This window comes from Rhodoglobus vestalii, from assembly GCF_006788895.1.
Classification (GTDB): Bacteria; Actinomycetota; Actinomycetes; order Actinomycetales; family Microbacteriaceae; genus Rhodoglobus; species Rhodoglobus vestalii.
This window is the reverse complement of sequence record NZ_VFRA01000001.1, coordinates 2,043,274-2,063,026: the sequence shown is the minus strand read 5'-3', so window position 1 is coordinate 2,063,026 and position 19,753 is coordinate 2,043,274. Positions and strand designations below refer to the sequence as shown.

The window sequence follows — 19,753 nt, the reverse complement described above, 5'->3', positions numbered from 1 at the left end:
CTTTCTTGTTAGCGGGATAGCGCGGCGGTAGCCGAGGCTCTATTCCCACTCAATGGTTCCCGGTGGCTTCGACGTGACGTCAAGAACAACGCGGTTCACGCCATCCACCTCATTGGTGATGCGGTTCGAAATCTTGGCGAGCACGTCATAGGGCAGACGCGTCCAGTCGGCGGTCATGGCATCCTCGGATGACACCGGCCGCAACACGATCGGGTGGCCATAGGTGCGACCATCGCCCTGCACTCCTACCGAACGCACATCGGCGAGGAGCACCACTGGGCACTGCCAGATGGTGTCATCGAGACCTGCTGCGGTGAGTTCGGCGCGAGCAATCGCATCCGCTTTGCGCAGCAGTTCGAGGCGATCGTGGGTGACTTCACCAATGATGCGGATGCCGAGGCCGGGCCCCGGGAACGGCTGGCGGCCAACAATGACTTCGGGCAATCCCAGCTCGCGACCAATCGCCCGCACCTCATCTTTGAAGAGGGTGCGCAGTGGCTCGACGAGGTCGAACTGGAGGTCTTCGGGGAGCCCGCCAACGTTGTGGTGACTCTTGATGTTGGCGGTGCCGGTTCCTCCGCCACTCTCCACAACATCCGGGTACAGGGTGCCCTGCACCAAAAACTTGACCTTCTCGCCGTCGCCCGCAGCTTCACGCACGAGAGCTTCTGCCGCATTCTCGAAACTGCGAATGAACTCGCGGCCGATGATCTTGCGCTTCGTTTCGGGGTCAGTGACTCCAGCGAGAGCATCCATGAACTGGTCGACCGCATCGACGGTGACCAGGCGCACCCCAGTGGAAGCGACATAGTCTTCTTCAACCTGGCGGCGCTCATCCTGCCGCAGCAGTCCGTGGTCAACAAAGATGCAGACGAGCTGGTCGCCAATAGCCTCGTGCACGATTGCGGCCGCAACGGCCGAATCGACCCCTCCGGAAAGGCCACAGATCACGCGCGCCGAACCGACCTGCTCGCGGATGCGCGCGACCTGCTCAACGATCACATTGCCGCTATTCCAGTCGGCGGGGATGCCCGCAGCATCGTGAAGAAAGTTTTCCAGCACGCGCTGTCCAAACTCGGAGTGCTTCACTTCGGGGTGCCACTGCACTCCATAGAGCCCACGGTGAACGCTCGCAAACGCGGCAACCGGAGTTGCTTCGCTGCTCGCCAGTACGTCAAAACCTTCGGGGGCTTCGGTCACGGCATCGCCGTGACTCATCCACACCGTCTGCGTGCTCGGCTGTTCGCCCAGCAGCGAACCGCCATCACCCTGCACGGTCATATTCGTCGCCCCGTACTCGCGCAGGCCCGTCTGAGAAACGGTGCCGCCAAGCTGACGGGCCATCACCTGAAAGCCGTAGCAAATGCCCAAAACCGGAACACCCAACTGGAGAATTCCGGGGTCGAGATCGGGCGAACCCTCCTCATACACACTGGAAGGCCCGCCGCTCAGCACGATTCCGGCCGGATTCTTGGCGGCGACATCTGCGGCCGAGATCGTGTGCGGAACAATTTCGCTGTACACGTTTGCTTCACGCACGCGACGGGCGATGAGCTGAGCATACTGGGCGCCAAAGTCGACAACGAGGACCGGACGCGCGCTCGTAGCTGCCGACGCGGTCGTGTCTAACGGACCGGTCATGCGGAAGCCTTTTCGGAGTCGGCGCCCGCCGCAGCAGCGGCTGCAGCGGATTCGATGCGGGCAAGTTTTGCCTCAACGAAACGAGGAACCTGACGCTCCAAGAAGAACGAGAGCAGCGGAATGATGCCACCGAGGGCGATGTACAAAAAACGCAAAAATGAGAAACGCGTCAGACGCCACAGCACAAAGTCAGCGGCCACATAGAAAACATAGAGCCAACCGTGCACGATGAGGATGATCGTCGACACGTTGATGCCGGTTATTAGGTCTTTGTTCTGCAGCCCGAGGAAGCCGTCCGGGCCATTCAGCTCAATGTCACCGCCCAGCCCATACCGGAAGAACATCATGAGGCACAGTACGAGCAGAAAGCTGCCGGTGATGACCGACGACACCTTATAAAACGTGACAGTACGCCGGATGCGCGGGAAATCAGAAAGCCGGGGACCGAGAGCCATACCTCTAGTCTACGGCCGCGTCAGGCTGCTGCTCTTCGCGCTCTGCCTCCCACACATCGCGCACCAACCGGTACCAGAGGAAGACGGCGAAGCCAGCGAACACTATCCACTCGACAGCATAGAAAACGTTGAGCAGATTGAGGGAAACTTCTGTTGACGGCGGTGGGGAATCGATCGCCTCAAGGCCCGCCGGTGTGTCAAAACTGACAACGTAGCCGCCGTAGATTCCCGCGTCGACGTTTGGCCACAGGTTCACCAGCTCCGATACGGCAAGAGCGCTTCGCGTTCCGGCCTCAAAATCGGACTGCTGGGGGGACTCGGTCGGCAACAAACGACCCGTGATGGTCGACGACGGCGGCGAAGCTTCAAGTTGAGCGATAGCGGATGCCGCAGCATCCCGTGATTCTGCCCACCCCAACGCGATCGCGATGCTGGCCCCACTGGGCTCACGCCCATGGCCGACAACCCAGTAGCCCAAACCGGCAGTGTTGCGACGCTCGGCGAGGACAACATAATCACCGGGCACAAATTCGGCGGTGAGAGCAACTGTCTGACCTGTCGTGACCGAGGCAAGCGGCTCTTGCGGGGTCGCGACCGACTCGAGCGGCACGACCGTCTCACTCTGCTGCTCGGTGATCTCGCCACCCTCGAGGCTGCGGCTCAACTGCCACTGGCCGAGAGCCGCGAAACTGCCGGCGATAACGAGCGCCAGGATGAGAGCCGCGATCCAGCGTGGTCGATGCGCAATCTGCCACATTGTTGCCGGCGCGCCGGGGGCCGCTGGTGCGTCCGGGGCCGCTGGCGAAGAATCCGTCTTACTCACTCAATAACAATATCTGGTGTCGCGGGCCGCACACGATCAGCAGACGCATCATCCGGCTGCAGCTGGCTCTTAATCTTCGCCCCGATTCCATGCCTCAATCGACATACGAGTGCGGCGAACCAGAACATTATCGACCCGCGCAGCGTAGTAGGTGAGCAATCACGAAGGGCACCTGCCCGCACACTGGGTGCCACCCGCAACATCTGCGAGCGCATGAGGTGACGAGATGGTGCGGAAAACCGTGCAGACGACCGCCCGTGTAACTCAGCAGGCCATAGGGCAACATTCCCACACTGATATATAAGTGTTCGACGATCGGCTTTGTCACCGGATAGAGGAACCGAACGGGCCTCAGCGCGACTGATCTGCACCTGTGAGCTGCGGTGCCTGAGGCTTAGAGCGAGTTGTGGGGAGCAACGACCACGTTGACCCGCTGAAATTCTTTCAGATCGGAGTAACCGGTTGTCGCCATCGATCGACGAAGGGCCCCGATGAGGTTTGATTGCCCGTTCGCATGGGTCGATGGGCCGTTCAGAATTTCGGCGAGTGGTGCAAGCTGACCGACCTCCACCCGGTTGCCGCGAGGCAACTCGTGGTGGTGGGCTTCTTGACCCCAGTGCCAGCCGCCTCCGGGGGCTTCGTTTGCCCGGGCGAGGGTTCCGCCGAGCATGATGGCATCTGCACCAACGGCGATTGCTTTCACAATGTCGCCGCTGGTTCCCAACCCACCGTCAGCGATGACGTGAACGTAGCGGCCACCCGATTCGTCCATGTAATCGCGGCGCGCGCCGGCAACGTCGGCGATGGCGGTCGCCATCGGGGCGTAGATTCCGAGGGTCGAGCGGGTGGTGCTTGAAGCTCCCCCACCAAAGCCCACGAGTACGCCCGCGGCACCGGTGCGCATCAGATGAAGAGCGGCAGTGTAGGTTGCGGCTCCTCCGACAATCACGGGCACATCAAGTTCGTAAATGAATTCTTTGAGGTTGAGGGGTTCGCTGGTTTTGGAAACGTGCTCTGCGCTGACAGTGGTGCCCCGGATGACGAAAAGGTCGACTCCGGCATCCAGAACCGTTTGATGAAGTTCTTTGGTGCGCTGAGGGCTCAGTGCCCCGGCGACGGGAACTCCGGCTTCGCGAATCTCGGCGAGGCGCTGAGTGACGAGCTCGGGCTTGATCGGTTCGGAGTACAGCTGCTGCATGCGTGCCGTTGCCTGATCGTCTGGCAGTCGACGGATTTCTTCGAGCACGGGCTCAGGGTTTTCGTAGCGGGTCCAGAGACCTTCAAGGTCAAGCACACCGAGGCCGCCGAGCTTTCCCATGGCGATTGCGGTCGCGGGCGACACTACAGAATCCATGGGAGCGGCAATCACGGGGATGTCGAAGGTGAACGCGTCAATTGTCCAGCTCACAGACACGTCGCGGGGATCGCGTGTACGGCGCGACGGCACAATAGCAATGTCGTCAAAGGAATAGACGCGGCGAGCGCGCTTGGCTCGGCCAATCTCGAAATCATTCACTGCTCCAGCCTACCCGGCTGGGCATTTGGTGCGACCGTTGACCGCCACTAAACAAACGTTTAGAATATTGAACATGCGTTCAACTAGGGATGATTCCACGCCGCGGGCCCGCATCCGCGACGCTGCGATCCGGCTCATCGGGGAGGGCGGGTTCGCCGCGACGAGCGCACGCGCCGTGGCCGCTGAAGCTGGCGTGAGTGCCGGCCTCGTGATCCACCACTTCGGCACTATGCGAGGCCTCAAGACCGCCTGCGATGAATTCATCATCAGCGAAATTACCCACATCAAAACGGGCATGGACTCCAGTGACATGACCGCGGTTCTCACCGAGTGGTATTCAGATCTCGATAGGTATCAGCCGTGGCTCAACTATCTGAGCCGGCTATTCACCGACGACTCAGACGCCGGTGCCGAACTATTTGATCGCATGCTCACCATGACGGCCAACATCCTCGACGAGGGTGTGGCCGGTCAGCAGATGCGGCCCAGCAGCGATGCTCACGCTCGAGCACTGCTACTCGTCACCCAGAGTCTCGCCACCCTCATCCTGCAGGGGCACATCGCGCGCACCCTCAGCAGTGAGCGCTTCAGTCTCGAAAGCCTGAGCCGCATGGGCAACGCTGCGCTCGAGATGTATACCGAGGGGCTTTACGTCGGTAGCAGCATGCTCGACGCGACCCGCCAAGCAACCAACACCGCACGGCACGCAACCGACACGGCACGCAACCGCGGCTCCTCGAAAGGACAGGGCTACGGCCCCACGCCATGACCTACGCCATAGAAACTCGCGCACTTACCAAGCGGTATGGCCGACACACTGCTCTCGACGGGATGGATCTCGCCGTTGAAACCGGAAGCGTGTTCGGAGTGATCGGCCCCAATGGCGCTGGGAAAACCACAGCGATGCGACTGCTCCTCGACATCATCCGACCCACCTCGGGTGACGCCACCGTGCTTGGCGAGTCCCCGCGAGCCGGTGGCGCAGCACTGCGCCGACGAATCGGCTTCCTTCCAGGCGAGCTGATGCTCGAGGGGCGTGTTACCGGTCGCGCCCTGCTCAAGCATTATGCCGATATCAGCGGTTCGGTACCCGAAGGCCGAATCGATGAGCTAGCCGAACGACTGGGCCTCGATCTCAGCCGGCATGTGCGCACACTATCCAAGGGCAACAAACAGAAACTGGGCCTCGTGCAAGCGTTCATGCACGAACCAGCACTGCTCGTGCTCGACGAACCCACGAGTGGGCTCGACCCGCTCGTGCAGCAAGAATTTCTCTCCATGGTTCGCGAAGCACAGAACAGGGGCCAAACCGTGTTCCTCAGTTCGCACGTACTCAGCGAGATTCAGAGTGCCGCCGATCAGGTTGCCGTGCTCCGCCGGGGACGCGTCGTGAAAGTCGGCGACGTCGCGACCCTGCGGGCCAGTGCCGTGCGCCGCGTCGTCATTGAATTCACGGATGTCTCGGCCGACCGCATCCGCACCGCACTCGGTGCTCTGCCGCAACTTGACCACCTTGCCGTAGTGGACGGTGAGGTCGTTCACGTCACCGGCACCGTCGAGGGCCACATCAACTCTCTGGTGAAGGCAATTGCGCCATTTCACGTCGTCGACCTCCGAGTCGAAGAACAGGACCTCGAATCCTCCGTCATCACCTTTTACTCTTCGGAGGCCGGCGATGAGAACTAGCGTGCTGCCCCTTCTCCGACGCTCCCTTGTTGATTCCTGGCGCGCCACCCTCGGCTGGACGCTTGGCTTCGTCGCGGCGATCGTGCTCTACATTCCGCTGTACTCGTCATTTTCGGGGCCGGATGCCGGGTTTCAGGACATCATCGACTCCCTGCCCGCAGGGTTCTCAACAACCCTTGGGTTCGAAGACCTCTCAAGCGGTGCTGGCTATGTGCAAGCAACGTTTCTTGGTCTCATCGGATTCGTACTTCTGACCATCACCGCGACCCTCTGGAGTTCCGCCGCCATCGCGGGCGACGAAGAGTCGGGCTCCCTTGAGCTCACTCTTGCCCACGGTGTTTCGCGGGTGCAGGTGATGGTTGAGCGCAGCCTGGCCGTCATCCTGAGACTCACCTGGCTCGCTGCGGTCTCGGCACTGCTCATTCTGGCGCTCAATGAGCCTTCGGGAATCAAACTCGCGCCAGTGCACATTGTCGGTGGCTGCCTCGCCCTGCTGGGGCTGGGACTCCTTGCTGCAAGTTTTGGCCTGTCGGTTGGAGCGATCACCGGGCGTCGTTCATACGCGAGTGCTGCCGCTGCCGGAATCGCGCTATTTGGTTATGTGCTCAACTCGCTGGGCAACCAAAGCTCCGACGTGGAATGGCTGCACACCATCTCGCCGTACCACTGGGCCTTCGGCAACTCGCCGCTACGCGAGGGCGCCGATGGGGGCGCGCTCGTTCTCATCTACGGTGCTGCTGCTGCCATTCTTGTCATCGGCGGCACTATCTTCAACCGCCGCGATATCTCTGCCTAGCGGCGGTAGTTGGGGGCTTCGACAACCATCTGGATGTCGTGGGGGTGTGACTCTTTCAGGCCAGCGGCGGTGATCCGCACAAACTTGCCCTTGCGTTGCAACTCGTCGATAGTGCGTGCGCCCGTGTAAAACATGGACTGCCGGAGGCCGCCGAGCAGCTGATACATCACCGTGGAGACAGGGCCGCGATAGGGGACCTGGCCTTCGATTCCTTCAGGGATCAGTTGATCGTCAGAAGGAACATCCGCCTGAAAGTAGCGGTCGCGCGAATAGGAGGTCTTCTTGCCCCGTGTTTGCAGCGCACCGAGCGAGCCCATCCCGCGGTAGCTCTTGAACTGCTTGCCATTGAGAAAAATGAGATCTCCGGGGCTTTCGTCAGTGCCGGCTAGGAGCGAGCCGAGCATGACCGTTTCTGCACCGGCAACGAGCGCTTTGGCGATGTCGCCCGAGTACTGAAGGCCACCATCGGCAATGACCGGGATGCCGGCTTCGCGCGCAGCAAGGGATGACTCGTACACGGCGGTGACTTGGGGCACTCCAACCCCGGCAACAACCCGTGTGGTACAAATCGATCCGGGTCCGACTCCGACCTTGACGGCATCCACCCCGGCATCGATCAGTGCCTGTGCTCCGGAGCGAGTGGCGACGTTGCCCCCGATGATGTCGATTGCGTCAAAGGAGGAGTCTGCTTTGAGGCGTCGGATGATGTCGATCACTCCGGCAGAGTCTCCGTTGGCGGTATCCACCACGAGAATGTCAACGCCAGCATCGCGCAGGCGCTCGGCTCGCTCCCACGCGTCACCGAAGAATCCGATGGCAGCCCCCACGCGAAGTCTGCCTTCGTCATCTTTTGTGGCGTTCGGATACTGATCTGTTTTCTCAAAGTCTTTGACGGTGATGAGCCCCGTGAGCTTGCCGTGGTCATCGACCAGCGGCAGCTTCTCAATTTTGTATTGGTCGAGAAGAGCGATCGCACCCTCGCGCTCAATTCCGACGTGGCCAGTGATCAGCGGCAACGTCGTCATTACATCGCGCACCAGCGTCAAATCCATCTCTGCGGGTTCGATGAATCGCATGTCGCGGTTGGTGACAATTCCGACGAGCGTTCCATCGTCTTCTACGACGGGCACCCCTGAGATTCGAAATTGGCCACAGAGCGCATCTACCTCCGCCAAAGTGGCTCGTTGCGTAGTTGTTACCGGATTGGTAATCATGCCCGATTCACTTCGTTTGACCTTGTCGACATAGGTGGCCTGATCATCGATCGAAAGGTTGCGGTGCAGCACCCCCAGTCCACCGTTTCGAGCCATCGCGATCGCCATTCGTGCCTCGGTGACGGTGTCCATCGCAGACGAAATTAGCGGCGAAGATACCCGGATTCTGCGGGTTAGACGTGAACTGGTGTCAGCATCGCTTGGAATCACATCAGTGTGGCCGGGTAAAAGCATCACGTCGTCGTAGGTGAGCCCAACGAATCCAAAAGGGTCATGCTGTTCCATGTTAAATCTTCCTTGCACCAGGAGTGTGAAACCGGTGATCTTGTGTTAAATCTGCGGTCAATCAATATTAACGGGTTTCGTGGCTGACGAATCCCCCGCATAATAGCTTCACCGCTTTGTACCCGGCGAGCACTTGTGCGTCGGGCGCGATCGGCCGGTGTCGTCAATGCCGTCGACACATCAGAACCCGCGGGATTCTAAATTCCGGCTGGGTCCCTTTCTGGAGGTCCTGTGAACACAGCGGAATATCGCCGCACGCGACGGAAGAATAAACGCGGAGTGCTAATAGCGCTTCTTGTGACGCTTTCGGCCGCTTTCTCTCTCATGTCTATGCCTGCGATGGCTGACGAAGTTAACGTCGATGAGTACGACAACAGCGTCATTGGCAACGTCAAGCTCAATAGCGAGCCGTTGGAAGGTGTAACTCTTACCATTTCTGGCGGCGGCTACGAAGCTGAAGTCCAAACGGATGTCGACGGCCAATGGAAAGTTGGCGTTCCCGATGGTGACGAATTCACCGTCACCCTCGACGAGAACACTCTTCCTGAAGGCATCGCCGTAATCGACGAAGAAGACGATACTCCCAACGTCAAAGAAGCCATGATCGGCCCCAGCGGCTCAACAGTGACGAACTTCTTTATCGGTCGCGGTGAGCGCAACGTCGTCAACTTCTTCGACCAACTCGTAGAGCGACTGGTCAACGGACTCAACTTCGGGCTCATGCTCGGACTTGCCGCCATTGGCATCTCGCTTGTCTACGGAACCACCGGTCTTTCCAACTTCGCCCACGCAGAGATGGTGACATTCGGTGCGGTAATGGCATTGATTGTCTCAGTCGATCTCGGCTGGCCGATATGGCTTGCGATACCGATAGCCGTACTTTTGAGTGCCGGCTTCGGGTGGTCACTCGACGCCGGCTTATGGAAACCACTGCGCAAGAAGGGTGTGGGCATCGTTCAGCTCATGATCGTCTCCATCGGTCTGTCGCTGGCGCTTCGCTACACCTTCCAGTACTTCCGCGGTGGCGGAACCGAGCAGTTGCCCGGTTCTGACTCCCCCAACATCCCACTCTTTGGCTCAGTCTCACTCAGCCAGACCAACATGATCAGCATGGTCGTGAGCACAGTCGTCATCGTGATTTTTGCGTGGTGGCTCGTAAAGACCAAGATCGGTAAGGCGACTCGCGCAGTCTCTGACAACCCATCCCTGGCTGCCGCATCCGGTATCGATGTCGACCAGGTTGTTCGGGTTGTCTGGATTCTTGCTGCAGCAATGGCCGGTCTCGCCGGTGTGTTGTGGGCCTACTTCCGACCGGGAATTCGTTGGGACATGGGTGCGCAGATCCTGCTGCTCGTGTTCGCCGCCGTCACCTTGGGTGGTTTGGGAACCGCGTTCGGTGCTCTGGTTGGCTCGATCATCGTCGGAATCCTCGTTGAGACGTCAAGCCTCTTCATTCCATCCGACCTGAAGTATGTGGGTGCGCTCGTCGTTCTCATCGTCATCTTGTTGTTCAGACCGCAGGGCATCCTCGGTCGCAAAGAGAGAATAGGTTAGGGGCCGCTCATGGATATACTGCAAATTCTCTCCAACACCGCGTCATCGCTGATTGCACCAGCAACGATCGGATACGCCCTCGCGGCGCTCGGTCTTGCGCTGCACTTCGGTTTCACCGGTTTGCTCAACATGGGCATAGCCGCCTTCATGGCGATTGGCGCTTATGGCTATGCGATCTCAATCCTCACCTTCGGTTTCCCGTGGTGGGGTGGCATGCTCGTCGGTGTCGGCGGCTCGCTCGTGTTTGCGCTCATCCTGGGTATTCCTACACTGCGACTGCGCGGTGACTACCTAGCAATCGTGACAATTGCGGCAGCCGAGGTTGTGCGTCTGTTGTTCCTGACGACGACGTTCGACAAATACACCGGCTCTGCCGATGGTCTGAGTGGCTACCACGAGAGCTTCCGTTCATTCAACCCAATTCCGGAGGGAACCTACGGTTTCGGCCCCTGGGTGTACAACGAGAACGGGTGGTGGGTTCGCCTCTTCGGCATCGTGATTCTTGCAATTGCGATGCTCATCCTGTGGTCTGTCATGCGCAGCCCCTGGGGTCGTGTCATCAAGGGAATCCGTGAAGACGAGGATGCCGTTCGTGCCCTCGGAAAGAACGTATTCTCATACAAACTGCAGTCGCTCATGCTCGGTGGTGTATTCGGTGCCCTTGGTGGAATCGTTTATGCACTCCCGGCGTCGGTGAACCCCGGGGTATATGTGACATCACTAACGTTCTTCGTGTACACCGCACTACTGCTGGGTGGTGCTGCCACAATCTTCGGACCCATCATCGGTTCGGTGATCTTCTGGGGCGTTCAAGTGCTGCTAAGCAACCTGCTTCCCGCCCTGGTCAACATCGGCCTACTACCATTCATGACCACGACACAGTCACAGACGGTGCGATTTATCCTTGTAGGTGTGGCGCTGATGTTAATCGTTATCTACCGACCACAGGGCATTCTCGGCAATAAGAAGGAGCTGACCTTTGTCAAATAAAGACACACCGGCTGCACCGGTGCAACGCGCAAAGACGACAGGGCTCCACAAGGGCGATATCGCTCCTGGGGTTGCCAAGGTCGATCCGATCATCATTGCTGATGGAGTTCGTCGCACGTTCGGTGGTCTCACCGCGGTCGACGTTGACCACGTCGAAATCCCCCGCAATGCGATCACCGCACTGATTGGCCCGAACGGTGCCGGTAAGACGACACTCTTCAACCTCCTCACCGGTTTCGACAAACCAGACGAAGGCAAGTGGACGTTCGACGGTCACCCCCTAGCGGGGATGGGCGCACACAGAGTAGCCAGACTCGGTCAAGTGCGCACGTTCCAGCTGACAAAAGCTCTCGGGCTTTTGACCGTTCTTGAGAACATGAAGCTCGGCGCGAAGGACCAGATCGGGGAGAACATCTTCCGCGGCATGATTCCGAAGCTTTGGCGCAAGCAGGAAGCCGAGATTGAGGCACGTGCTGAGGTTCTACTGAAGAAGTTCAAGCTCGATGCCAAATCGTCGGATTTCGCTGCCAGCCTTTCTGGTGGACAGCGCAAGTTGCTCGAAATGGCTCGCGCACTCATGAGCGAACCGACTCTTGTGATGCTGGATGAGCCGATGGCTGGCGTCAACCCGGCGCTCACAGAGTCGCTGCTCGACCACATCCTCGATTTGAAAGAAGAGGGCATGACTGTGCTCTTCGTCGAGCACGACATGCACATGGTTCGCCATATTGCTGACTGGGTGATTGTGATGGCCGAGGGCCGAGTAGTGGCCGAGGGCCCGCCCGACGAGGTCATGAATAATCAGGCTGTGATCGACGCCTACCTAGGTTCGCATCAAGATGTGGACCTCGGTGTTGTCACCGGCCGCATCGAGGGCGAGCTGAACACGGCCGCGATCGATCTGGCCGCCGAGGTTAAAGAGCTCGACTCCACTATCGCTAAGCGCAAGGGGCCCCGCAAGTGAACGCAATTCCTACCGAGAATGCGGTCGTCCATGTCAAGGGTCTGACTGCGGGTTACCTTCCCGGCGTCGATATTCTGAATGACTGCAATCTGGTCGCAAACCCGGGTGAGCTCATCGGAATCATTGGGCCAAACGGTGCGGGAAAGTCGACACTGCTCAAGGCCATCTTCGGCCAAGTGCAGGTGCGCGGCGGTTCGATCACGCTGAACGGCGATGACATCACGGGGCTTAAAGCTAACAAGCTCGTGGCACGCGGTGTCGGTTTTGTGCCGCAGAACAACAACGTGTTCCCGAGCCTGACGATTGAAGAGAACCTGCAGATGGGGCTTTACCAGAACCCCAAGATCTACGACGACAGGCTCGACTTTGTTGTCAGCATTTTCAGCGAACTCAAGTCGCGGCTCAAGCAGCGCGCCGGTTCGTTGTCGGGCGGTGAGCGTCAGATGGTCGCGATGTCGCGTGCACTCATGATGGACCCGCACGTGCTGCTGCTCGACGAGCCATCCGCTGGCCTGTCTCCTGTGAAGCAGGATGAAGCGTTCATTCGTGTTTCGGAGATCAACAAGGCCGGCGTCACCACGATTATGGTTGAGCAGAACGCACGGCGCTGCTTGCAGATCTGTGACCGCGGCTACGTACTCGACCAGGGCAAGGACGCCTACGAGGGCACTGGACGGGAACTCCTGAACGACCCCAAGGTCATCGGGCTGTATCTCGGTACCCTCGGCACCTGATCGATCACACACAAATGCCCCGCTAGAACCCAAGAAGTTCGTTCGGCGGGGCATTCGTGCGTTAACGGCACGGGAGCCGTGCGATCCAATGCCGCCCTGGCGCTCTACGCCGCCCCTCAGCGCCGTCTGGGTCGCGAGACGAGCACACAATCACCACCGTCACGCTCAGTGGCTGAGGCGGCCACCTGACGCCGTTTCACGTTCGTGAGGATGAGCCGACACTCCCTGAAACCGTTTCAGCACCCACCACAGCCTCCAGGACGCACGAGAAAGGCCCCAACCCGTTGGCGGGTTGGGGCCTTTCTCTTAGCGGAACTCAGGCTTATTAGCCCTCGTACGCGCTGTAGGTGTTGTCTTCACCGTACTGGTAAATTCCGATCTCAGCCTCGGTGGGGTCACCGAGTTCGTCGAGCGTAATCGGACCAGAGATACCGTCGTAGTCAGCTACGCCGCCATCGTTGATGATTGCTGCACAGTCGGCGAAGGTGGTGCACTTCTCGCCGTTGCCCGAACCACCCGATACTTCTTGCAGCTTCTCGGCGATTGCTGCGGAGTCGGTTGAACCGGCTGCGAGCGAGGCGAGAGCGAGCAAGACGACCGAGTCGTACGACTCTGCTGCATAGCTGAACTCTTCTAGCTCAGGCTGGCCACTGTCAACGTAGAACTCGTTGAGCGCGGACGTGAAGTCTGCAATCGTGTCAACGGTCAGACCGGGCAAGGTTCCCTTCGCACCGGTGAGGGTGCCAGGAGCCAAGTCAGTACCAAAGTTGGCGAGGTTACCGTCTACGAGGTACAGCTTGTCTGCGGGGAAGGTGCTCACAATGCTCGGAAGCATCGTTGAAACCTCTTCGAAGGTGATCAGTGCGATCGCATCAGGGTCAGAAGCAAGAACTTCTGAGATCTGAGCATCGAACGTGGTGTCACCGGTGTTGTAAGTGGGCTGTGAAACAACTTCACCACCGGCTGCTTCGAACGCTTCCTGCGTGAACTTGGCTAGGCCGGTTCCATAGGAGTCGTTGAGCACGATCATGCCAAGAGTTTCGTTACCATCAGCGGCGATCAGGTTTCCCAGAACCTCACCCTGAAGCACGTCGGAAGGAGCGGTACGGAAGTACAGGCCCTTGTCGTCGTAGTCCGTGAATGCGGCCGAGGTGTTTGCCGGCGAGAACTGGATAACCCCAGCGCCAACAACCTGGTCAATGAACTGAAGCGAAACACCCGAGGATGCTGCACCAAGGATAGCCGAGACGTCTTCACCGAGCAGACGCGGGATCTCAGTCTCGTATGCCTTGTTATCGAGGTCACCGGAGTCACCCTGGATGAGTTCAACCTGGATGCCAGCATCTGCTGCATTGATATCCGAGGCTGCATACTCGGTTCCTGCAATCTCGGGCGGGCCGAGGAATGCGAGGTTACCTGTGACCGGCAGCGCCGTTCCCAGCTTCAGTGCGAGCTCGCCGCCTCCTCCGCCGTCGCCGGAGGGGGTGTCCCCGCCGTCAGCTGCACAGCCAGCCAGTACTAGTGCACTTGCACCGAGAATTGCGAGACCGCTCAACAAGGTCCTCTTGGACCGGGTTGGGGAGGCCGTAGCCTTCGCGAATACGCTCATGTTGCTCCTTGCGTTTCGAATGTGTTCAGGAATCAGATGTGGCACTTCGTTGTCACCACACTGCAAAGCTAAGCCCACCCGAGACGTCCGCACAATACGTCAGTACTACAGCCTTGTAACACTCTTCGAATCGTTACCATTTGTAGACTTTTCGAAGCAGCAGGTGTTACTCAGTCGATCCGGGTGTACACGTTGTCGCTACCGTACTCGTAGACGCCGATTATCGCGCCCTGCGGATCGCCATTGTCACTGAGGGTTATTGGGCCCGAAACACCGTCGTAATCTACCGTGTCGCCCGACAGGATAATGGCGGCAGCATCCGCGAACGTTGTCGCGACTTCACCACTTCCTGCGCCACCAGAAACTTCCTGCAGTTTGCTCGCAATTTCCTTGCCAGTGGTTTTCTGCGAAGCCAAAGCGGCGAGGCTTGCCAGAATCACAGCGTCGTAGCTTTCTGCCGCGTAGCTGAAGTCGGTGAGGCCCGGATTAATCTCAAGTAGTCGATCGGTAAAATCCGAGATCGTTGAAAAGTCGAGACCCGGCTGCGTCACAATCGACCCGGTCAAGCTTCCCGCCGCAAATCCTGAGCCTCGTTCGCCCAACGAGAGACCGCTGAAGAAAAGCTGATCCCCCGAGTACCCGGCGGCAATGAAGGCTTGGGCAATTTTTTCTGCTTTCGCCGTGCCGAGGATAGCCACGGCATCCGGTTCCGCAGCAATCGCCTCAGCAATCTGATCATCTAGGCCCGCGGCCGCCTCGTCTATACGTTCATCGACGATCACATCGCCGCCACCGCGTTGGAAGGCTTCGCTGACCGCACGGGGAAGGGGCGGCCCACAAAGCACATCTTCTGCAAGAATCGCAATAGACCCCTCGACACGGTCAGCCATCTCGTCTCCGAGCACAGTCCCCTGGAGCGCACACGATGGAGACGTGCGCCAGTACAGCATGCTGTCGTCGTAGCTGGAGAAATCGGGCGAATTGTTGGCCGGAGAGATCTCAACTACCCCAGCGGCGGTGATTTTATCGACCACTTTCTTGGAGACACCGTCAGAGAGCCCACCAATAATCACGGTGGCCCGGGCAGCAAGCAACTCGGTTACGGCATCCTCGGCTGTCGTTCCGGTGGAATCTCCCGAGTCGCGCGTTTCTACCGTAACTGTGAGGTTGGCGTCAGCATCGTTGACATCTTGCGCGGCCAACGCTATCGCGGCCGAAACTGCGGGGCCAAACTTTTCGAGCGATCCTGACTCGGGCACGAGAGCGCCAATGGTGAGAGCCAAATCTTGTGGCACCATAGTCTCTTCGGCGGGCTCCGCCGCCGAACATCCACTCAACACCAGTGCCGCCGCGAGCATACCCACGACCGCAGTGGGCCAGCGACGAGTGCGCAGCGACACGCGTGCTCCAACGGGTATGGATGTCATCACAGTCGCTCCTCTCTACCGCCTGAAAGAAAAAGGGGCACTGATACGTTACTGGGCGAACCCCAAAATACGAACCTGACTGGGCGAATTGGTGGCCACAGCCGCGCCCCCAATCCGGGCCGCACGCCCTCCTACCTGCATCAAGTCACTCGGTTCCCAAACACCTAAAGGGCGCCAGGAGCCTCCGCTGCCGAGCCAAGCCGAGTGCGTGACGAATGCCGAAACAGGTCAAAGGTAAGAATTGCCAACGCTACCCACACGATCGCGAAGCCCAGCCAACGCTCCGGCGGCATCGCCTCCTGAAAGACAAAAACCCCAACGATGAGCTGCAAAATTGGTGCTAGGTACTGCGCTAAACCCATGTAGGTCAGCGGCAACCGGCGCGCAGCAGCCGCGAACAAAATCAACGGGATTGCCGTGATGGCACCAAGGAAAAGCGTCAACACGAGGTGATCGGTGCCCGCTGAACCCGCGGTGAGCGAACCATTTAAACTCAACACGAGCAGCACAACGGCCGCAATCGGCGCCAAGAATGCGGTTTCGACGGCGAGGCCACCAACGGCATCCGCTTTGGGCCCCACGCTTTTCTTGACGAGACCATAGAGCCCAAAACTGAAGGCCAGCCCCAGCGCAATCCACGGAAAGCTGCCATAGCCAATAGCAAGTACGAGAACCGCAAATGCACTAATGCCGAGTGCGACCCACTGAAGCGGGCGCAACCGCTCCCGCAGAATGAGTACGCCAAGTAAAACGGTGACGATTGGGTTGGTGAAGTAGCCGAGGGCCGCTTCGACAATGTGCCCATTGACGCTCGCATAGACATAGATCAGCCAGTTGATCACGACGAGGCAACTGGCGAGGCCGAGGCTCCAAAACGTTTTGCGATCACGGATGATGGCCAAGACTCGCAGGTAGCCGCGCGTAACCAGAAGGAGGGCAGCGCAAAAGACCAGCGATAAGACGATTCGCCATGCCACAATCTCGATCGCACCCGACTCTTGGAGGGAGAAAAACACGATCGGCATCATGCCCCACAAAACGTAGGCCGATACAGCGAATCCGAGACCGCTGGGCGAAACGCGGTCAGTCGCGTGAGAAGTCGTAGTCACCTATGAATCCTACGACCGCGGAGCTGGCACACATTACGTCGAAACATCGAAAAACCCCAGACCGAAGTCTGGGGTTTTTCGTTAGCCGAACAGTGACGATCGGCGAGGATTCGAGTGCTTACCTAGCGAACAACCACGGCGAGCACATCGCGAGCCGACAGAACGAGCAGGTCGTCTCCGCCGTACTTCACTTCTGTTCCGCCGTACTTGGAATAGATAACCTTGTCGCCCACGGCGATGTCGAGCGGCACGCGGTTTCCGTTGTCGTCGATGCGACCGGGACCTACGGCGACTACTTCACCCTCCTGGGGCTTCTCTTTCGCAGTGTCAGGAATGACAAGCCCAGACGCGGTGGTCTGTTCTGCATCGACCTGCTTGATAACAATGCGATCCTCGAGCGGCTTAATGGAGACCGACACGTTTGACCTCTTTCTAAAAAGTACTTGGGTTGGCACACTCACTGTAGGAGTGCCAGATCAACTATACGGCTTGGTTGGCACTCGATCAACGTGAGTGCCAATTCGCATGCGGATACGGTTAGAGAATGAATCAGAGCGAATTGCGCGAGCTGCTTTCGTCCGAGGGTCTTCGCCTGTTGGATTCCCTCCCGGCCTGGCGTTCGAGCGACGAAATTGTGCGCACCGTGTCCGAGCTGCGAAAAGCGGGCCACAGCGCGGCACTCGTCGCCGCGGTTCTTAGTCAATCGAAACTGCGAGCAAAAGCCACGAGCAAGTTCGGCCCCTTTGCTGACCGGATGCTCTACACCGAGGCCGGCTTGGAACAAGCAACCCGGCTCTCCGTTGCCTCCCAGCATGCCGGCCGGTTCGCCACCGCTGGAGTGAAATGGGTCGCTGACCTTGGATGCGGCATCGGAGCCGATGCCCTCGCCATTGCTGGGCTCGGTCTTACCGTGACCGCGGTCGAACGCGACGAAACCACTGCCGCCATCGCAAGCTACAACCTCGCTCCGTGGAGCAACGCGCACGTCGTGCATGGCGATGCCGAGTCGACCGACCTCACCGGTATTGATGGTGTCTACCTTGATCCCGCCCGGCGCGATGCACGAGTGCGACTCACCAACCCTGCCGACTGGACGCCCACTCTCGACTTCGCTTTCGAACTCGCCGAACGTTACCCCACGGGCATCAAACTTGGTCCCGGCATCGATCGCGATCTGATCCCCAAACAAGCTGAAGCGCAGTGGGTGTCGGTCGGCCGGGAAGTCGTCGAACTTGGGCTCTGGTTCGGCGCCGTTGCGCGCGAGGGCATTCGCCGTTCCGCCCTCGTGATTGGGGAGCACGGTACTGCCGAGATGACCGCGGCTGCCGACAGCGCGGACGAAGCCGCGGGAGAGCTGGGGCAGTATCTTTTCGAGCCTGACGGCGCAGTCATCCGGGCCCGACTCATCGGCGACCTTGCTCGACAGCTAGAGGGCCGGATGCTCGACACTTCGATCGCGTACTTCAGTGCCGATACGGCGGCGGTCTCACCCTTTGCTACCTGCTTCGAGATCGTCGCTGATTTTCCGCTTGATCGGCGCTCACTGAAACGGGAACTCGCGACGCGCAAAATTGGAACACTGGAAATTAAAAAGCGCGGGGTTGATATCGACCCCGCAACTTTTCGCACATCGCTCTCTCTGAAGGGCGAGAACAGCGCAACGCTCATTCTGACCCGCGTTGCAGGAAAGCGCCGGGCACTGCTTGCGCAGCGCCCGGCGCTTTCCCCAAGCCCAACCGTGTGAACGCTGGCTAGGCGGGAACTGCGGCTAGGCCGCGAACCGATCGCCGAAGGGCGATTCCCGCTAGTAGCCGTAAGTGCTGGCGAGGAAGAGGGGAATGAAGATTGCCGACAGAATAATTAGCCCAAAGATCAGGCTGATTCCAATCGAGACATAACCGGTGATCAGGCCGGTGAGCCAAAACGGACGCGCATACCGCTGCTTCTTCTGAGCAATATGGCCCATTACGACCGCAGCAATTCCCGGCAGCAGCCCGATGGTGAGAAATGAGAGCAACACGCTCACGATTCCCGTAGCCATAGACGCAATCGCCAGCCCCTGTGGCGGACCAGCCGGAACCGGGGTGTATGGTGCCTGACCCGGCGTCGATGCGCCACCATAACCGGGGATGGGGGTACCACGGGGTGCAGCGTAGGGATCAGACGAAGCTGCGGGAGCTGCCGGCGGAGCCGAAGCTGCGGGTGCCGCTGGAGTCATCGGGGGCAACGCTGGGGCCGCGGGGCTCGACGGCGCCGCGACATCACCGCTGGGCGTGACCGGTGCGGCCGCCGCCGGTGCCGGGGCGGGCGGTGCGGTTGCGGGCGGTGCGGTGGCGGGCGATGCGGTTGCGGGCTTGGATGTGGTGGCAGGTTTCTTCGCGGCAGGTTTCTTCGCGGCAGGCTTTTTAGCTGCCGGGGCCGCCTTCGCCTTGGGCGTGCTGGAGGCCGCAGGTTTAGCGGGAGTGGGGATCAACGGGATCGAGTCGTCTGAGTTGTTGGTAGCCATTGACACAGTTTAGCAAGTACACCTCAATAACTACCCTTTAACTGCCGCAGAGCCCGAACGGGTGTGCGGGCTCTGCAGGGTAAGAAACTCGTAGCGGTGCTTAGTAGCCGGTCAGGCCACCCGCAGCGCCAAAGACGAAGAGGGGAATGAATACGAGGAAGATCACGAGGATGAAGCCAAGAAGACCCAAGTATCCGAGCACAAGACCGATGATTGCGAGCACGTTGCCCTGTTCACCAGTTCTCTTGATCTGCTTCATCGCAATGTGACCGGTGATGATACCGACGAGGCTGAGCCACAAGATCGAGGTTACGAGAGAGACGATCGAGAGTACGTTCCACTTGGCAACCGGCGCGCCTGCGGGCGTCGACGCGTAAGGCGTGGGTTCTGACATAGTGAATTGCTCCTTAGCTGGTGGTGCCGAGTGCGGCGCCACTATATTGG

Annotated in this window: 19 protein-coding genes; 8 read left to right on the top strand and 11 right to left on the bottom strand. The window is 59.4% G+C overall.

What is annotated here, in order from left to right; translation table 11 throughout:
• Nucleotides 1-39 precede the first annotated feature (39 nt).
• The 4 genes from guaA to FB472_RS10145 all read right to left on the bottom strand — a co-directional run bounded on the left by guaA (nucleotide 40) and on the right by FB472_RS10145 (nucleotide 4,435).
• Nucleotides 40-1,641, bottom strand: a complete 1,602-nt coding sequence (guaA, locus tag FB472_RS10165) for a glutamine-hydrolyzing GMP synthase (protein WP_141990786.1) — start codon at nucleotides 1,639-1,641, stop codon at nucleotides 40-42.
• Nucleotides 1,638-2,096, bottom strand: a complete 459-nt coding sequence (locus FB472_RS10160) for a DUF3817 domain-containing protein (protein ID WP_141990785.1) — start codon at nucleotides 2,094-2,096, stop codon at nucleotides 1,638-1,640. The genes guaA and FB472_RS10160 overlap by 4 nt, the downstream gene beginning before the upstream one ends.
• A 4-nt stretch (nucleotides 2,097-2,100) precedes the next feature.
• Complete coding sequence (locus FB472_RS10155) at nucleotides 2,101-2,919, bottom strand: SURF1 family protein (protein WP_246078177.1); 819 nt, start codon at nucleotides 2,917-2,919, stop codon at nucleotides 2,101-2,103.
• Between the two features lie 394 nt (nucleotides 2,920-3,313).
• Complete coding sequence (locus tag FB472_RS10145; RefSeq protein WP_141990784.1) at nucleotides 3,314-4,435, bottom strand: GuaB3 family IMP dehydrogenase-related protein; 1,122 nt, start codon at nucleotides 4,433-4,435, stop codon at nucleotides 3,314-3,316.
• Nucleotides 4,436-4,508: 73 nt separating this feature from the next.
• Here FB472_RS10145 and FB472_RS10140 point away from each other — a divergent pair, with 73 nt between their 5' ends.
• Genes FB472_RS10140 through FB472_RS10130 form a run of 3 tightly spaced genes read left to right on the top strand, consistent with a single transcriptional unit; the run spans nucleotide 4,509 to nucleotide 6,917 of the window.
• Nucleotides 4,509-5,204 carry a TetR/AcrR family transcriptional regulator gene (locus FB472_RS10140; protein ID WP_141990783.1) on the top strand — a complete coding sequence of 232 codons (696 nt, stop codon included), beginning with the start codon at nucleotides 4,509-4,511 and terminating at the stop codon, nucleotides 5,202-5,204.
• Nucleotides 5,201-6,121: an ABC transporter ATP-binding protein gene (locus tag FB472_RS10135; protein ID WP_141990782.1), complete on the top strand. Its 921-nt coding sequence runs from the start codon at nucleotides 5,201-5,203 to the stop codon at nucleotides 6,119-6,121. The genes FB472_RS10140 and FB472_RS10135 overlap by 4 nt, the downstream gene beginning before the upstream one ends.
• Nucleotides 6,111-6,917 carry an ABC transporter permease subunit gene (locus FB472_RS10130; RefSeq protein WP_141990781.1) on the top strand — a complete coding sequence of 269 codons (807 nt, stop codon included), beginning with the start codon at nucleotides 6,111-6,113 and terminating at the stop codon, nucleotides 6,915-6,917. The genes FB472_RS10135 and FB472_RS10130 overlap by 11 nt, the downstream gene beginning before the upstream one ends.
• Here the strand turns inward: FB472_RS10130 and guaB are convergent.
• Nucleotides 6,914-8,416: an IMP dehydrogenase gene (gene guaB / locus FB472_RS10125; protein ID WP_141990780.1), complete on the bottom strand. Its 1,503-nt coding sequence runs from the start codon at nucleotides 8,414-8,416 to the stop codon at nucleotides 6,914-6,916. The genes FB472_RS10130 and guaB overlap by 4 nt on opposite strands.
• A 279-nt stretch (nucleotides 8,417-8,695) precedes the next feature.
• Between guaB and FB472_RS10120 the strand changes: the two genes are divergently transcribed.
• From FB472_RS10120 to FB472_RS10105, 4 genes are read left to right on the top strand one after another with little or no spacing between them, the layout of a single operon-like run.
• The gene (locus FB472_RS10120; RefSeq protein WP_141991543.1) at nucleotides 8,696-9,970 is read left to right on the top strand and encodes a branched-chain amino acid ABC transporter permease; all 1,275 of its coding nucleotides are present in this window, start codon (nucleotides 8,696-8,698) and stop codon (nucleotides 9,968-9,970) included.
• Nucleotides 9,971-9,979: 9 nt separating this feature from the next.
• A complete protein-coding gene (locus FB472_RS10115; RefSeq protein ID WP_141990779.1) occupies nucleotides 9,980-10,960 on the top strand; it encodes a branched-chain amino acid ABC transporter permease in 981 nt (326 codons plus the stop codon).
• Nucleotides 10,950-11,924 carry an ABC transporter ATP-binding protein gene (locus FB472_RS10110; protein WP_425467218.1) on the top strand — a complete coding sequence of 325 codons (975 nt, stop codon included), beginning with the start codon at nucleotides 10,950-10,952 and terminating at the stop codon, nucleotides 11,922-11,924. Before FB472_RS10115 ends, FB472_RS10110 begins: the two co-directional genes overlap by 11 nt.
• On the top strand, nucleotides 11,921-12,658 hold the full coding sequence (locus tag FB472_RS10105; protein ID WP_021809379.1) for an ABC transporter ATP-binding protein: 738 nt from the start codon (nucleotides 11,921-11,923) through the stop codon (nucleotides 12,656-12,658). Before FB472_RS10110 ends, FB472_RS10105 begins: the two co-directional genes overlap by 4 nt.
• Before the next feature lie 325 nt (nucleotides 12,659-12,983).
• Here FB472_RS10105 and FB472_RS10100 read toward each other — a convergent pair whose 3' ends face one another.
• The 4 genes from FB472_RS10100 to groES all read right to left on the bottom strand — a co-directional run bounded on the left by FB472_RS10100 (nucleotide 12,984) and on the right by groES (nucleotide 17,222).
• Nucleotides 12,984-14,267 (bottom strand): ABC transporter substrate-binding protein, encoded by a 1,284-nt coding sequence (locus FB472_RS10100; RefSeq protein ID WP_141990778.1) that lies wholly within the window; start codon nucleotides 14,265-14,267, stop codon nucleotides 12,984-12,986.
• Nucleotides 14,268-14,437: 170 nt separating this feature from the next.
• Nucleotides 14,438-15,694, bottom strand: coding sequence for an ABC transporter substrate-binding protein (locus FB472_RS10095; RefSeq protein ID WP_141990777.1), 1,257 nt, complete (start codon nucleotides 15,692-15,694; stop codon nucleotides 14,438-14,440).
• A gap of 164 nt (nucleotides 15,695-15,858) precedes the next feature.
• The gene (gene rarD, locus FB472_RS10090; protein ID WP_141990776.1) at nucleotides 15,859-16,803 is read right to left on the bottom strand and encodes an EamA family transporter RarD; all 945 of its coding nucleotides are present in this window, start codon (nucleotides 16,801-16,803) and stop codon (nucleotides 15,859-15,861) included.
• A gap of 122 nt (nucleotides 16,804-16,925) precedes the next feature.
• Entirely contained in the window at nucleotides 16,926-17,222 is a 297-nt protein-coding gene (groES, locus tag FB472_RS10085; protein ID WP_021809375.1) for a co-chaperone GroES, read from the bottom strand.
• A 125-nt stretch (nucleotides 17,223-17,347) separates the two neighbouring features.
• On the opposite strand from groES, the gene FB472_RS10080 reads away from it, so the two are divergent.
• The gene (locus tag FB472_RS10080) at nucleotides 17,348-18,547 is read left to right on the top strand and encodes a class I SAM-dependent methyltransferase (RefSeq protein ID WP_141990775.1); all 1,200 of its coding nucleotides are present in this window, start codon (nucleotides 17,348-17,350) and stop codon (nucleotides 18,545-18,547) included.
• A gap of 60 nt (nucleotides 18,548-18,607) precedes the next feature.
• On the opposite strand, the gene FB472_RS14435 is transcribed toward FB472_RS10080, so the two are convergent.
• Nucleotides 18,608-19,309, bottom strand: a complete 702-nt coding sequence (locus FB472_RS14435) for a DUF4190 domain-containing protein (RefSeq protein WP_170192080.1) — start codon at nucleotides 19,307-19,309, stop codon at nucleotides 18,608-18,610.
• Nucleotides 19,310-19,409: 100 nt separating this feature from the next.
• The gene (locus FB472_RS10070) at nucleotides 19,410-19,703 is read right to left on the bottom strand and encodes a DUF4190 domain-containing protein (RefSeq protein ID WP_141990774.1); all 294 of its coding nucleotides are present in this window, start codon (nucleotides 19,701-19,703) and stop codon (nucleotides 19,410-19,412) included.
• Nucleotides 19,704-19,753: the final 50 nt, after the last annotated feature.

Excerpts from the sequence above, each read along its gene's own strand:
- guaA (WP_141990786.1), bottom strand. The coding sequence starts at position 1,641 with ATGACCGGTCCGTTAGACACGACCGCGTCGGCAGCTACGAGCGCGCGT.
- FB472_RS10160 (WP_141990785.1), bottom strand. The coding sequence starts at position 2,096 with ATGGCTCTCGGTCCCCGGCTTTCTGATTTCCCGCGCATCCGGCGTACT.
- FB472_RS10140 (WP_141990783.1), top strand. The coding sequence starts at position 4,509 with ATGCGTTCAACTAGGGATGATTCCACGCCGCGGGCCCGCATCCGCGAC.
- FB472_RS10135 (WP_141990782.1), top strand. The coding sequence starts at position 5,201 with ATGACCTACGCCATAGAAACTCGCGCACTTACCAAGCGGTATGGCCGA.
- FB472_RS10130 (WP_141990781.1), top strand. The coding sequence starts at position 6,111 with ATGAGAACTAGCGTGCTGCCCCTTCTCCGACGCTCCCTTGTTGATTCC.
- guaB (WP_141990780.1), bottom strand. The coding sequence starts at position 8,416 with ATGGAACAGCATGACCCTTTTGGATTCGTTGGGCTCACCTACGACGAC.
- FB472_RS10115 (WP_141990779.1), top strand. The coding sequence starts at position 9,980 with ATGGATATACTGCAAATTCTCTCCAACACCGCGTCATCGCTGATTGCA.
- FB472_RS10100 (WP_141990778.1), bottom strand. The coding sequence starts at position 14,267 with ATGAGCGTATTCGCGAAGGCTACGGCCTCCCCAACCCGGTCCAAGAGG.
- FB472_RS10095 (WP_141990777.1), bottom strand. The coding sequence starts at position 15,694 with ATGACATCCATACCCGTTGGAGCACGCGTGTCGCTGCGCACTCGTCGC.
- FB472_RS10080 (WP_141990775.1), top strand. The coding sequence starts at position 17,348 with ATGAATCAGAGCGAATTGCGCGAGCTGCTTTCGTCCGAGGGTCTTCGC.
- FB472_RS14435 (WP_170192080.1), bottom strand. The coding sequence starts at position 19,309 with ATGGCTACCAACAACTCAGACGACTCGATCCCGTTGATCCCCACTCCC.
- FB472_RS10070 (WP_141990774.1), bottom strand. The coding sequence starts at position 19,703 with ATGTCAGAACCCACGCCTTACGCGTCGACGCCCGCAGGCGCGCCGGTT.